Raw genomic sequence first — 13,535 nt, 5'->3', positions numbered from 1 at the left:
GGTCCCGGCGATGCACGGCCTTCTCGGAGGACCAGCGGTGTGCGGCGCCGTCCCGGGTGGCGCGCCTCGTGGAGATTCCCCAGCTTTTCGCGGTGGTCCACTGGCGCCCCGCGAACGAGACGGTGAGCCAGACGGCCAGGACTTCTCAATTGCCCCTTGCGGTTGAGCCAGACGCGCGGTGCCATTCGGCCGAACCCTGCCGTACCCCCAGAGCGGACAGCCATGGCCGCCTGGTGCAGGGCCGATCACGAGCGCCTGAGGAACGAGTCGGGGCCGCCACGGCGAGCCGTGGCGGCCCTCAGCAGGTGGATGACCGGCCAGCACGGCCGAGAGGCCGAGAGGCCGAGACAGGCTGCCGGCTACTCCTTAGACGATGGGGACGCGTCGCCTGCTGGTTTCATCAGGCGCGGCGAGCGCTACTCACTCAGACTCGCCTCTCCCTTCTTGCCGGAGCCGTTCGTCTCAGGGCACTTGAAGAGGTTCCCCAAGAAGTTTCCGAGGCTAGAGGTGCCGGCGACGATGGAGCAGACCGTGTCCGGCTCGCCGGCCAGTGGATCGGCGGCAGCAGGGGCCGCAGGGATGAGGATGGTCATGGCGGCGGCAGCCGCGACGATGAAACGCATAGACGGAGAGTAGTGATCCAGCTACTTTCCGGTCGCCGCTGAAGGGCAAACCGCTGTCCATCTCCAGCTGAAGTTCACCCCTACGACCACTGCGCTGGAGTCCTCGCCCTGCGCGGCACGCTGTGCCTGTACGGCAGGCGGCTCGTGGAGGCCATGCTGCGCAGGGGCGACCCCGTGACCGCATCCGGCGGCGGACTCGACCTGGCACGGGGCGACCTGACGCGCGTCTCGTCCGAACTGGTCGCACTCCAGACAGAGGAACGTCAGGAGATGCGTGACCAGCCGGGCAGGACGGCCGACGCCATCGTGGCCTTCGGCTCGCTCGTCTCGGCGATGTACGTCGACAGGCGCCCCGCCCTCGACGCGATCGACCGGGTGCGGGCGCCCACGCGGCTGCTGTGGGGAGACCAGGACCCACTGATCGGGCGTTCAACGGTCGCCCTTCTGCTCGAGCGCCGGCCTGACTGGGGGCTGCGCGTGTACGAGGGCGCGGGACACCTGATGCCGATGGAGCTCCCCGTCGCCTTCGCCGAGGCGGTGGCGGCCTGACCGCCGACCGGGCGCCGGTCGAAATCGCCTTGTCAGCCTGCCCTGCTCCTCGGTCCAATGGCCGCATGGCACTCAGCGAGGATCACGTGGCGAGGAATCGGCGCTACTGGGAGGAGGAGGCGGCGGCGATTCACGGGCCGCTCGCCCGTGCGCACTGGTCGCGGCCCGAGCCGCGCTGGGGACTGTGGGGGACGCCCGAGTCACAGGTCGGCATGTTCCCCGGCGACGTGGCGGGGATGGACGCGATCGAGCTCGGATGCGGGACCGGCTATGTCTCGTCGTGGCTCGCGCGAGCGGGAGCGCGCCCCGTCGGGGTCGACGTCTCGGCGAGCCAGCTGGCCACGGCCGGAGGCGCGGCTGACGGGCTGAACGCCGTTCCGGCAAGGCCGCCCAACCCGCGCCCAACATCGAGCCAACGAGGCGACACTAGCGTCCACCCCACTGACTTTTCGACAGACAGTGGGAGCAGACGATGACGATCAAGCGACTGGCCTCCATCGGGGCGGCCGTCCTTCTCGCGGCGGCCTGTGCGGGCGGAGTCGCCAGCGCCGACCCGGCCCCTTCGAGTCCCGCACCCGCCCCGTCGGCGTCGGCGTCGGCATCGCCGTCAGCGTCGGCGTCGCCTTCCCCTGCCGCGACGCCGTCGCCCGCGGGCGCGGAGGAGAGCGCCGCGTCGGCCAGGAGCGGCGGCCGGTACTGGTTCGGCGACTGCCCCAAGGGCAGCCTGTGCGCCTACAGCGGGGTGAGCGGCGGGGGCAGGCGCTGCAGCTGGTCGGGTGACGACGGCAACTGGGCGGGCGGCGGGCGGCCGTGCTCCTTCAGCGGCAAGGTGAAGTCCCTGTGGAACAACGGGTACGCGGGCAGCCTGGACGACGTGCACCTCGTCACCTGCAGCGGAGGGCACTGGGGGTTGTACAACGGGGAGCAGGAGGCGTGGACCAACCCGTCGCAGGATCCCGGTCGCGGCAGCCTCTGCATCAAGTCGCACAAGTGGGTCAACATGTAGAAGCGAGGACCGTCCGCCGCGGATCGGCCGGGCTCCCATGCGTGGCGGGCATCGCAGGTGTGCGTGATCGTCGTTTGTCACACGAGGCGCCCCCCGCATACCGTGCGGACATGGCCAAGATCGCAGTTGTGACGGGCGCCAACCAGGGGCTCGGTTTCGCGTTGGTGGAGGGGCTCGCGCGACGGCTCGGCCCCGACGACGTCGTCTACCTCACCGGACGCGACGCCGGGCGCGTGACGCGGGCGCGGGAGCAGGTGACGGAGGCCAAGGCCGAGGTCAGGACCTGCCTGCTGGACGTACGCGACGGCCAGGCCGTCGCCGCGCTGGCCGGACGGCTGCGTGACGAGCACGGCGGCGTGGACATCGTCTTCTCCAACCACTACCTCAGGACGGTGCCGGAGGACGTGCCCGCCGAGGTGATCGAGCCCTACGTGGACGCCAACAACCTCGGCACCACGCGGATGCTGCGGGCGTTCCTGCCCGTCCTTCGCCGGGGCGGGCGCTTCGTCGTCGTCTCCAGCAGCCTCGGACGGCTGCGCGAACTGCCCGAGCCGCTGCGTCGCCCGTTCGACGAGGCGGCGACGCTGGACGAGCTCGACGCCACGCTGCTGGCGTGGCGCGATGCCGTGCTCGCGGGGAGGGCGGGCGACGAGGGCTGGCCCGCGTTCATCAACATCCCCTCGAAGGTGGGCCAGGTCGCCGCCGTACGGACGCTCGCGAGACAGCGCCGCACCGAGGATCTCGCGCACGACCGCCTGCTCGTGGCGGTCTGCCCTGGGATGATCGACACGGCGTCGTCGCGGCCGTGGTTCGACATGACGGGGGCGCAGACGCCAGAGGAGGCGGCGGTGGCGCTGGTCGAGCTGGCGCTCGCACCTGAGGCGGACCCGGCCTTCTACGGGGAGCTGGTGCGGTTCGGCCGCGTGCTGTCCTGGCCGTGACCACGCGCCTCCTCTCCGGCTCCTGACCTGCTCGAAGCTGCTCGGACCCGAACGGCCCCCTAGAGCTTGCGGGTGTAGACGACCCGGTCGACGAGACGCTCGGGCTGGCCCGGCGGGGTGAAGTAGAGCTCGAACGTGTGCCGGTTCTTCGACCTGATGGTGATCACGGTCCGCATGGGGATGCTCTGGCCGAGATGGTCGGGGCCGAGGACACCGGGGTCGGTGAACTCGCCGGGAATGGAGAGCACCGAGGTCTTGTCGCTGACCGGGGCGCCGCGGTAGGTCATCGCCGTCGGGGTGACGCTGTCGAAGGTGGTCCACTCGTAGCGCCGGTCGATGGTGGAGAAGCCGAGGACGCCGAGCCGGTAGTACGCCCTGTCGCCGAGGGTCCCCTCGGTCTTCTCCTCAAGGAACCGGCCGCCGGTCTTGCTGATCCAGCGCACCCGCACGGTCATGTCCCGGGAGACGATCGGCTTGCCGCCGGTCCCGAGGATGTAGTTGTACTTGACCGCCTTCCACGTGCCCACCAGGGGGTCCAGCGTGCGGTGGTACGGGCCGGGGGCCAGGTTGTCGGCGGGTGCCGCCGCCTGCGCGACGGCGGCCGGCCTGTCCTTGACCGTGCCCGCGGACGCCCCCGGCGCCCCGAAAGTAGCGAGAACGACGACGGCGGAGGCCGCTGTCAGCGAGATCTTCCTGAGCATGATGACGTCCGTTCCATGAGCGTGTAGCGCGGCAGGCAGGGCGCGGAGAGCGAGCCGCCTTCGCGTGCCGTCAGTCAGGAAGGATGGTCGAGGGTCAGACCCGACAGAAGGTGAACAAGATGCAGAGATCGTGCACGAACCTGCATCCCCGCAACGACACTTGACCGCAATGTGCCCACGCGGACCTGCGTCGTCGTCACGGCCGACGGCCGCAGCCCTCAGGTTCCGCCGCCCCACAGCACCCTGGCGACCTGCGCGGGCGGTGGGACGCCGCGCGCCGACCTCCACGCCATGCCCGCGCGCTCGGCGAAGACCGTGAGCTTGCGCGCGTCGAGCGCGCTCAGGTCGTCGGGCCCCGCCAGCACGGAGGTCAGCGCCATGCGCCGCCACGCCGCGGCCGAGTCGAGCCGGAAGACCTCCGCGACCTGGCGATGCGCGGCCTTCAGCGACGAGGCCACCCTGCGCATCCGCCCCTCGCCCGCCGCCTGCGGCTCGATCGCCGCCAGCAGGTTGACCGTCGTGACGCGCGCTCCCTTCGCCGTGGTCTGCCTGAGCATCTCGAGGTCGGCGGGGGCCAGCCCTTCGGGGCCGAGTGGCACGGTGTAGGTCACCAGGAGGTCGCCCTCGCGCTGCAACGCCGCCACGGCCGTGGCCCTGCGCCGTACGGCGGGCAGGTCGGCGCCGTCGCGCACCTCGAACTCCACGAAGGAGGCGCCGTAGGCGCCGATCACCTCGCGGTAGGCGGAGGTCAGCGCCGCCTGGTCGGCGCAGGCGGCGGCCGCCTCCCGGCCGTCGGGCCCGCCGAACAGCAGCCCGGCCTGACCGCCTGCGGCACGCAGGCCGGAGACGCGGCCCGCGAAGGGGGTGCGGCCGGGGGCGACGCCGCCGGCCCACGTGGGCTCGCAGCCGCGTGGCCCCGCCATGAGCCTGCCGAGGGAGAACCAGCGCACGCCGGTACGGCGCAGGGCCTGGGCCAGGTCGAGCCGTGGCGTGCGCGCGGTGTCGACGAAGGCGACGAATCCCGAAGGCACGGGTTCGGCGGCCGAGGGGGCGGGGGGCGGCGAGGGCGCGGCCGAGACCCTGGCCGCGTGCGAGGGGCCTGGTGCCGACCAGTCGGGGGTGGCCTGGGCGGGCAGGAACCAGATCGCCAGCCCTGTCGCTGCCGCGAGGCCCAGCCCTGCCAGCACCACCAGCGGACGGGGCGGGGTGCCTGGCTCTCTGTGACGCGCCATCATCACCTACCGTGTCAGCCCGATGACCGATGGTGAACGCTAGCAGTCGTTGGGAGGATGTGACCGGATAATGGCCAGATGCAGCTAAGGATCTTCACTGAGCCCCAGCAGGGCGCCACCTACGATGACCTGCTCGCCGTGGCGAAGGCCACCGAACGGCTCGGCTTCGACGCCTTCTTCCGCTCCGACCACTACCAGCGCATCGGATCCGGCGACCAGGGGCCTGGCTCGACCGACGCGTGGATCACCCTGGCGGGCCTGGCCAGGGAGACCTCGCGGATCAGGCTGGGCACGCTGGTCACCCCCGCGACCTTCCGTCTGCCAGGGCCGCTGGCCATCGGCGTCGCGCAGGTGGACCAGATGAGCGGCGGCAGGGTCGAGCTCGGCTTCGGCACCGGTTGGTTCGACGGCGAGCACACCGCCTACGGCATCCCGTTCCCGCCGGTGGGGGAGCGGTTCGCCCGCTGGGAGGAGCAGTTGGAGATCATCACCGGGTTGTGGGAGGCCGAGAAGGACTACTCCTTCGAGGGCACCTACTACCGGCTGGCCGACTCGCCCGCGCTGCCCAAGCCCGTCCAGCGGCCCCGTCCCCCGATCATCATCGGCGGCACGGGCGCCAAGCGGACGCCGAGGATGGCCGCCAGGTACGCCGACGAGTACAACGTCCCCTTCCACTCCGTCGAGCAGACCGGCGAGGCGTTCGAGCGCGTACGGCAGGCCGCGGGCCGTCCGCTGGTCTACTCGGCGGCCCAGGTCGTCTGCGTCGGCGCCGACGAGGCCGAGCTGGAGCGCAGGGCGGCCGTGATCGGCAACAGCGTGGAGCGGCTGCGCGAGGAGGGCCTGGCGGGCACCCCGTCCGAGGTGCTCGACAAGATCGGCAGGTTCGCCGAGCTGGGCGCGGAGCGGATCTACCTCCAGGTGCTCGACCTGTCCGACCTGGACCACCTGGAGCTGATCGCGGCCGAGATCCTGCCGCACGTGTAAAGACATGGCGGTACTAATCGGGCCTACGGCACACTTGACGGGTGCTGCTGACGATCTCGACCACCGCCACGCCCGCCACCGACCTGGGGTTCCTCCTGCACAAGCATCCGGACAGGGTGCAGGAGTTCTCCCAGTCGTTCGGCACGGCCAGGGTGTTCTACCCCGAGGCGGACGAGAGCAGATGCACCGCCGCGCTCATGCTCGAGGTCGACCCCGTGGCGCTGGTCCGCTCGCGGGGCAGGAACTCGCCCGACTTCAGCCTGGGCCAGTACGTCAACGACAGGCCCTACGCGGCCTCCTCGCTGCTGGCCGTGGCGCTCGGCGACGTCTTCCGCACCGCCAGGGCGGGCCGCTGCAACGCCAGGCCCGAGCTGGCGGAGGGCGCGCTGCCGCTGGAGATCGCCATCCCCGCCCTGCCCTGCAGGGGAGGGCCCGACCTGGCGCGCAGGCTCTTCGAGCCGCTCGGCTGGGAGTGCGAGGCGCTGGCCGTCCCGCTCGATGAGAACTTTCCCGAGTGGGGCGACTCGCGGTATGTGAGCCTGAGGCTGCGCGGCAGCCTCAGGCTGGCCGACGCGCTCAACCACCTGTACGTGCTGCTGCCCGTGCTCGACGACGGCAAGCACTACTGGATCGCGCCCGACGAGGTCGACAAGCTGATCCGCGCGGGCGAGGGCTGGCTGGCCGCCCACCCCGAGCGCACCCTGATCACCCGGCGCTACCTCGGGCGGCGCAGGGCCCTCGAGCGTACGGCCTTCGCCAGGCTCGCCGAGGTGGGCGACGAGACCGAGGAGGCGCTCGAGCCCCGGATCGAGGAGGAGAAGGAGAGGTCCGTCCCGCTCAACACGCTGCGCCGCGAGGCGGTCGTGCGCACGCTGGAGGAGCTGGGCGCGGCCTCCGTCATCGACCTGGGCTGCGGGTCGGGGCAGCTGATCGGCGCGCTGCTGGCCGTGCCGAGGTTCGCCAGGATCACCGGCGTGGACGTCTCCACGCTGGCGCTGACCATCGCCGCCCGCAAGCTGCGCCTGGAGCGGATGCCCGACGCCAAGCGGGCCAGGCTCACCCTCTTCCAGGGCGCGCTCACCTACACCGACCCGCGCTTTTCCGGCTACGACGCGGCGGTCCTCATGGAGGTCGTCGAGCACGTCGACCCGCCCAGGCTCGCGGCGCTCGAGCGGGTGGTGTTCGGCCAGGCCAGGCCGGTGCACGTGATCGTGACCACCCCCAACGCCGAGTACAACGTCAACTACGAGTTCCTGACCGGCATGCGCCACCCCGACCACCGCTTCGAGTGGACCCGCGAGGAGTTCACCGCGTGGGCCGCCGCGACCGCCGAGCTGTACGGCTACCGCGTCACCTTCACGCCGATCGGCGAGGAGGACCCCGAGCACGGGGCTCCGACCCAGATGGGAGTCTTCACCCGTGACCATTAGGATCCCGGAGCTGTCGCTCGTGGTGCTCGTCGGCGTCTCCGGCAGCGGGAAGTCGACCTTCGCCGCCAGGCACTTCAAGCCCACCCAGGTCATCTCCTCCGACTTCTGCCGCGGCCTGGTCTCCGACGACGAGAACGACCAGTCGGCCACCCAGGCCGCCTTCGACCTGCTCGACCACATCGTCGAGACCAGGCTCTCGCGCGGCCTGCTGACCGTGGTCGACGCCACCAGCGTGCAGTTCGCCGCGCGCCAGAAGCTCATCGCGCTGGCCAGGAGGCACGACGTCCTGTGCGACGCGATCGTGCTCGACGTGCCCGAGGAGGTGGCGATCGAGCGCAACGCGGGCCGTCCCGACCGCGACTTCGGCGCGGGAGTGGTGATCCGCCAGCGCAAGGACCTGCGCCGCTCCCTCGGCAAGATCAGCAGGGACGGCTTCCGCAGGGTCCACGTGCTGCGCGGCGTCGAGGAGATCGACAACGCCACCGTCTCCTACGAGAAGGCGTGGACCGACAAGAAGGACCTCACCGGCCCCTTCGACCTCATCGGCGACGTCCACGGCTGCAGGTCCGAGCTGGAGACGCTGCTGACCGAGCTGGGCTGGGAGCTGACCCGCGTGGACGGCAGGGCGGTCGGCGCCGTCCACCCCGAGGGCAGGACGGCCGTCTTCGTCGGCGACCTGGTCGACCGAGGGCCCGACTCGCCGGGCGTCGTCAGGCTCGTCATGGGCATGGTCGCCGCGGGCACCGCGGTCTGCGTGCGAGGCAACCACGAGGAGAAGCTGGTCAGGGCGCTCAAGGGCGCCAAGGTCAAGGTCGCGCACGGCCTGGAGCAGTCGCTCGAGCAGTTCGCCGCCGAGCCCGAGGAGTTCACCCGCGAGGCGACCGCCTTCCTCGACGGCCTCATCAGCCACTACCAGCTCGACGCAGGGCGCCTGGTCGTCGCCCACGCGGGACTGAAGGAGGCCTACCACGGCCGCGCCTCCGGCAGGGTGCGCGCCTTCGCCCTCTACGGCGACACCACGGGGGAGACCGACGAGTACGGCCTGCCCGTCCGCTACCCGTGGGCCCAGGAGTACAGGGGCCGCGCCATGGTCGTCTACGGGCACACCCCGACGACCAAGCCGGAGTGGATCAACAACACGATCTGCCTCGACACCGGATGCGTCTTCGGCGGCAGCCTGACCGCCCTGCGCTACCCCTCGCGCGAGATCGTCTCGGTGCCGGCGGAGAAGGTCTGGTACGAGCCGGTCAAGCCGCTGTCGGCGCCCGGCTACCGCGACCCCGTCATGCTCGACATCGGCGACGTGAGCGGCACCAGGCACATCGAGACCCGCTTCGGCACCAGGGTCAAGGTCATGGAGGAGAACGCCGCGGCCGCGCTCGAGGTGATGAGCAGGTTCGCCGTGGATCCCCGCTGGCTGGTCTACCTGCCGCCGACCATGGCCCCGCCGGAGACCTCGAAGCTCGACGGCTACCTGGAGCACCCGCACGAGGCGTTCGAGGAGTTCGCCGCCCATGGCGTGGGCGAGGTCGTGTGCGAGGAGAAGCACATGGGCTCGCGGGCGGTCGCCGTCCTGGCCAGGACGCCCGAGGTGGCCGCCGAGCGGTTCGGCGTCACCGACGGCTCGGCAGGAGCGGTCTACACGCGCACGGGCCGTCCGTTCTTCGACGACCTCGGCCCGCTGGTGGCTCGGCTGCGCGCGGCCTGCGAGCCGCTCTGGGAGGCGCTCGGCTCGGACTGGGTGGCGCTCGACTGCGAGCTGCTGCCCTGGTCGGCCAAGGCGGGGGAGCTGATCCGCGTGCAGTACGCCGCGGTGGGCGCGGCGGCCGGCGCCGCGCTGCCCGCGGCCACGTCGGCGCTGGAGGCGGCGGCAGGACGCGGGCTGGATGTGGGCGAGTTGCTGGACCGCGCCCGCCGCCGTCAGCACAACGCTGCCCGATTCCGCGAGGCGTATGCGCGCTACTGCTGGCCGGTGAACGGCCTCGAAGGAGTACGGCTGGCGCCGTTCCAGATCCTGGCCTGCGAGGGACGCAACACCGCGCTCGAACCGCACGCCTGGCACCTCGACACCCTCTCGCTGCTCGACGACCCGATCATCACGCCGACCAGGCACCTGTTCGTCGACCTCACCTCGGCCGAGTCGCGCGAGAAGGCGGTCGCGTGGTGGGAGGAGCTGACAGGGCAGGGCGGCGAGGGCATGGTCGTCAAGCCCGCCGTCCATCAGCGGGGAAGGGTGCAGCCGGGTGTGAAGGTGCGCGGACGCGAGTACCTGCGCATCATCTACGGCCCGGACTACACCGACTCGCTCGACCTGCTGCGCCGTCGCTTCCTCGGCAAGAAGCGCTCCATGGCGCTGCGCGAGCACGCGCTCGGCCTCGAGGCGCTGGCCAGGCTGGCCGACGGCGACCCGCTCTGGCGGGTCCACGAACCGGTCTTCGCCGTGCTGGCGATGGAGTCGGAGCCGGTCGATCCGCGCCTGTGACGGTCAAGATTGCGTATGCGCCGCCGTACGGGGGGGTTGTCAGGGTAGCCCCAGTAGATGGCGACTACGAAGGGGCACGAGGAGCACCTCGGGCACGTCGTGTTCATCACGGCGGCGGCGGCGATCGGCGGGTTCCTGTTCGGCTACGACAGCTCCGTCATCAACGGGGCGGTCACGGGGATCCAGAAGCACTTCGGCATGGGCCCCGGCCAGACGGGGTTCGTCGTGGCCATCGCGCTGCTCGGCTCGGCGGTCGGCGCCTGGTTCGCCGGAGGGCTGGCCGACCGCTGGGGCCGCACCAGGACCATGCAGGTGGCCGCCGCGCTGTTCGCGGTCAGCTCCATCGGCCAGATGCTGCCCTTCGCCACCTGGGACCTGGCCGCGTGGCGGGTCCTGGCCGGTATGGCGATCGGCATGGCCTCGGTGCTCGGCCCCGCCTACATCGCCGAGGTCGCCCCGCCCGCCTACAGGGGGCGGCTCGGCTCCTTCCAGCAGTTGGCCATCGTGCTCGGCATCGCCGTCTCGCAGCTGGTCAACTACCTGATCGCGCAGGTCGCCGGCGGTGACGTCAACAACACGCTGTGGGGCCTCGAGGCTTGGCAGTGGATGCTCGGGGCCTGTTTCGTGCCCGCCGCGCTCTACTTCGTCTTCGCCTCGGTCATCCCCGAGTCGCCGCGCTTCCTGGTCGGCGTCGGCAGGGACGACAAGGCGCGCACGGTGCTGTCGGAGGTCGAGGGCGACGACATCGACCTCGACGCCAGGATCGCCGAGATCAGGAGCGTGCTGCGGACCGAGCGGCGTCAGACGCTGCGCGACCTGCGCGGGCCCGCCCTCGGCCTGCTGCCCATCGTGTGGATCGGCATCATCCTGTCGGTCTTCCAGCAGCTGGTGGGCATCAACGTCATCTTCTACTACTCGTCGGTGCTGTGGCAGTCGGTGGGCATCGGCCAGAGCAGCTCCCTGCTGATCAGCTTCTCCAGCTCGATCATCAACATCATCGGCACCTTCATCGCCATCGCCCTGGTCGACAAGATCGGACGCAGGCCGCTGCTGCTCATCGGCTCGGCCGGCATGACGATCTCGCTCGCCGTCGCGTCGTGGGCCTTCAGCGCCGCCGTCGAGGCGGGCGGCAGGGTCACCCTGCCCAACCCCGAGGGCGCGATCGCGCTGGTCGCCGCCAACGTCTTCGTCCTGTTCTTCGCCCTGTCCTGGGGCGTGGTGGTCTGGGTCCTGCTGGGCGAGATGTTCCCCAACCGGATCAGGGCCATCGCGCTGTCGGTCGCGGCCGCCGCCCAGTGGCTGGCCAACTGGCTGATCACCGAGACCTTCCCCTCGCTGTCGGAGTGGAACCTGTCGCTGACCTATCTCGGCTACGCCGTCTTCGCCGCGCTGTCGTTCGTCTTCGTCACCAGGTGGGTCAGGGAGACCAGGGGCCGCAAGCTGGAGGAGATGGGGTAGCGGCCCAGGGCTGGGCCGTTGCGGATAATCCGTATGGGGACGATTGAGTAGGCTGGGGACATGACCGCCATGGCACCCGGCCGCACCGCGCCCGACCTGTCGTTCCTGCTCGACCACACCAGTCACGTGCTGCGCACGAGAATGGCGGCCGAACTGGCCGAGATCGGCCTGACGCCGCGAATGCACTGCGTGCTCGTCCACGCGCTGGAGGGCGAGCGCACGCAGATCCAGCTCGCCGAGATCGGCGACATGGACAAGACGACCATGGTGGTCACGGTCGACGCCCTCGAGAAGGCGGGCCTGGCCGAGCGCCGCCCCTCCAGCACCGACCGGCGGGCGCGGATCATCTCGGTCACCGAGAAGGGCGCCGAGGTCGCCAGGCGCAGTCAGCAGATCGTCGACGGCGTGCATCGAGACGCGCTGGAGGCCCTGCCGGAGGATGAGCGAGAGGTGCTGCTCAGGGCGATGAAGCGGCTGGTCGAGGGCCATCTGTCGAACCCGGTGGAGCTCGGCCAGAGCGCCCGCAGGGCCCGGCAGTCCCAAAAATAAGCCCGTCAAGGATCGTCTGTAACGGAACTATCTGCTACGGTCTCTCTTGTCGCATCTGAACAGGAGAGGCCATGTCCCCCACCCCCTCACGCTGGTTCGCGCTGATCGTTCTGTCGGCGGCGAGCCTGATGACCATCCTCGACGGCAGCATCGTCACCGTCGCGATGCCGGCCATCCAGCACGACCTGGGCTTCACGGCCGCCGAGCTGAGCTGGACCGTCAACGCCTACCTGATTCCGTTCGGCGGCCTGCTGCTCCTTGCCGGACGCCTGGGCGACCTGATCGGCCGCAAGTCCGTCTTCCTGGCCGGCAACGTGGTCTTCACCGCCGCGTCGCTGCTCGCCGGCCTGGCCACCACGCCGGGCCTGCTGATCGCCGCCCGCTTCCTCCAGGGTGTGGGCAGCGCGATGGCCTCGGCGGTGGTGCTCGGCATCCTGGTGACGCTGTTCACCGAGCCGAGGGAGCGGGTCAAGGCCATCGGTGTCTTCAGCTTCACCGGCGCCGCCGGAGCCTCCATCGGCCAGGTGCTCGGCGGCGTCCTGACCGACGCGCTGTCCTGGCACTGGATCTTCTTCATCAACCTGCCCATCGGGCTGGCCACCGTCGCGCTGGCCGTACGCGTCCTGCCGGCCGACCGCGGCGCAGGGCTCGCGGCGGGCGCCGACGCGCTCGGCGCCGCGCTGGTCACCGGCGGCCTGATGCTGGGCATCTACACCGTCGTCAAGATCGAGGAGTACGGCTGGCTCGCCGGTCACACGCTGGGCCTCGGCGCGGTGTCGCTGGCCCTGCTGGCCGGCTTCTTCGTCCGGCAGGCCAAGGCCGCCGCCCCGCTCATGCCGCTGCGCATCTTCCGCTCCCGCAACGTCTCCGGCGCGAACCTGGCCCAGATGCTGAGCCTGTCGGCGATGTTCGCCTTCCAGATCCTCGTCGCGCTCTACATGCAGAAGGTCCTGGGCTACACCGCGCTCGAGACCGGCCTGGCGATGCTGCCCGCGGCGGTCGCGATCGGCGGCATCTCGCTGTTCGTCTCCGCCAGGCTCAACAACCGCTTCGGAGCGCGTGCCGTCCTCATCGCGGGCCTGATCCTGCTGCTTGCCGCGATGGGCTGGCTCATCAGGGTGCCGGTGCAGGCGTCGTACGTCCACGACCTGCTGCCGGTCATGCTGCTGATCGCCGGCGGCGGTCTGGTGCTGCCCGCCCTGGCCACGCTCGGCATGTCCGCGGCCAGGGCCGACGACGCGGGGCTCGCCTCGGGGCTGTTCAACACCACGCAGCAGATCGGCATGGCGCTGGGCGTGGCCGTCCTGTCCACCATGGCCGCCTCCCGAACCGGAGAGCTGCTGGCCGGGGGAGCGACCCAGGCCGCGGCCCTGACCGGCGGCTACCGGCTGGCGTTCGGCATCGCGGCGGGCCTGCTGCTGGCGGCCCTCGTGGTCGCGCTGGTCGTGCTCCGCTCCGCCGAACGCGACCCCGCCGCCCAGCAGGCGGCCCCGTCCGAGCCGGTCATCCTCGGCTAGACCCGTTCCCCGCCCGCGGGTGAGAGCCGCGCCGGCCGTCGCCGCCGGTCCCGGGTGATCGGG

13 protein-coding genes are annotated in these 13,535 nt (G+C 71.1%); 10 read left to right on the top strand and 3 right to left on the bottom strand.

What is annotated here, in order from left to right:
• Nucleotides 1-416: 416 nt before the first annotated feature.
• Entirely contained in the window at nucleotides 417-623 is a 207-nt protein-coding gene (locus tag ABFX55_RS08125) for a hypothetical protein (protein WP_346119149.1), read from the bottom strand.
• A 108-nt stretch (nucleotides 624-731) separates the two neighbouring features.
• Here ABFX55_RS08125 and ABFX55_RS08120 point away from each other — a divergent pair, with 108 nt between their 5' ends.
• The 4 genes from ABFX55_RS08120 (at nucleotide 732) to ABFX55_RS08110 (ending at nucleotide 3,119) form a co-directional block, all read left to right on the top strand.
• Nucleotides 732-1,172 (top strand): alpha/beta fold hydrolase, encoded by a 441-nt coding sequence (locus ABFX55_RS08120; protein WP_346119234.1) that lies wholly within the window; start codon nucleotides 732-734, stop codon nucleotides 1,170-1,172.
• Between the two features lie 65 nt (nucleotides 1,173-1,237).
• Nucleotides 1,238-1,648 carry a class I SAM-dependent methyltransferase gene (locus ABFX55_RS49715; RefSeq protein WP_379479000.1) on the top strand — a complete coding sequence of 137 codons (411 nt, stop codon included), beginning with the start codon at nucleotides 1,238-1,240 and terminating at the stop codon, nucleotides 1,646-1,648.
• Nucleotides 1,645-2,178, top strand: a complete 534-nt coding sequence (locus tag ABFX55_RS08115; RefSeq protein ID WP_346119147.1) for a peptidase inhibitor family I36 protein — start codon at nucleotides 1,645-1,647, stop codon at nucleotides 2,176-2,178. The genes ABFX55_RS49715 and ABFX55_RS08115 overlap by 4 nt, the downstream gene beginning before the upstream one ends.
• A gap of 110 nt (nucleotides 2,179-2,288) precedes the next feature.
• Entirely contained in the window at nucleotides 2,289-3,119 is an 831-nt protein-coding gene (locus tag ABFX55_RS08110) for an SDR family NAD(P)-dependent oxidoreductase (RefSeq protein WP_346119145.1), read from the top strand.
• A gap of 59 nt (nucleotides 3,120-3,178) precedes the next feature.
• On the opposite strand, the gene ABFX55_RS08105 is transcribed toward ABFX55_RS08110, so the two are convergent.
• Both ABFX55_RS08105 and ABFX55_RS08100 read right to left on the bottom strand, forming a co-directional pair.
• Complete coding sequence (locus ABFX55_RS08105) at nucleotides 3,179-3,820, bottom strand: DUF1579 family protein (RefSeq protein ID WP_346119143.1); 642 nt, start codon at nucleotides 3,818-3,820, stop codon at nucleotides 3,179-3,181.
• A 218-nt stretch (nucleotides 3,821-4,038) separates the two neighbouring features.
• Complete coding sequence (locus tag ABFX55_RS08100) at nucleotides 4,039-5,052, bottom strand: glycoside hydrolase family 18 protein (protein WP_346119141.1); 1,014 nt, start codon at nucleotides 5,050-5,052, stop codon at nucleotides 4,039-4,041.
• Between the two features lie 78 nt (nucleotides 5,053-5,130).
• Between ABFX55_RS08100 and ABFX55_RS08095 the strand changes: the two genes are divergently transcribed.
• The 6 genes from ABFX55_RS08095 to ABFX55_RS08070 all read left to right on the top strand — a co-directional run bounded on the left by ABFX55_RS08095 (nucleotide 5,131) and on the right by ABFX55_RS08070 (nucleotide 13,472).
• Nucleotides 5,131-6,036 (top strand): LLM class F420-dependent oxidoreductase, encoded by a 906-nt coding sequence (locus ABFX55_RS08095; RefSeq protein ID WP_346119139.1) that lies wholly within the window; start codon nucleotides 5,131-5,133, stop codon nucleotides 6,034-6,036.
• Between the two features lie 41 nt (nucleotides 6,037-6,077).
• Nucleotides 6,078-7,466 (top strand): 3' terminal RNA ribose 2'-O-methyltransferase Hen1, encoded by a 1,389-nt coding sequence (locus ABFX55_RS08090; RefSeq protein WP_346119137.1) that lies wholly within the window; start codon nucleotides 6,078-6,080, stop codon nucleotides 7,464-7,466.
• A complete protein-coding gene (locus ABFX55_RS08085; RefSeq protein WP_346119135.1) occupies nucleotides 7,456-9,948 on the top strand; it encodes a polynucleotide kinase-phosphatase in 2,493 nt (830 codons plus the stop codon). Before ABFX55_RS08090 ends, ABFX55_RS08085 begins: the two co-directional genes overlap by 11 nt.
• 57 nt (nucleotides 9,949-10,005) lie before the next feature.
• Complete coding sequence (locus ABFX55_RS08080) at nucleotides 10,006-11,406, top strand: sugar porter family MFS transporter (RefSeq protein WP_346119133.1); 1,401 nt, start codon at nucleotides 10,006-10,008, stop codon at nucleotides 11,404-11,406.
• A 60-nt stretch (nucleotides 11,407-11,466) separates the two neighbouring features.
• A complete protein-coding gene (locus ABFX55_RS08075) occupies nucleotides 11,467-11,955 on the top strand; it encodes a MarR family winged helix-turn-helix transcriptional regulator (protein ID WP_346119132.1) in 489 nt (162 codons plus the stop codon).
• Nucleotides 11,956-12,026: 71 nt separating this feature from the next.
• Nucleotides 12,027-13,472, top strand: a complete 1,446-nt coding sequence (locus tag ABFX55_RS08070) for an MFS transporter (protein WP_346119130.1) — start codon at nucleotides 12,027-12,029, stop codon at nucleotides 13,470-13,472.
• Nucleotides 13,473-13,535: the final 63 nt, after the last annotated feature.

This window comes from Nonomuraea roseola, from assembly GCF_039535395.1.
Lineage (GTDB): Bacteria > Actinomycetota > Actinomycetes > Streptosporangiales > Streptosporangiaceae > Nonomuraea > Nonomuraea roseola.
This window is presented reverse-complemented; position numbering and strand designations above follow the sequence as displayed.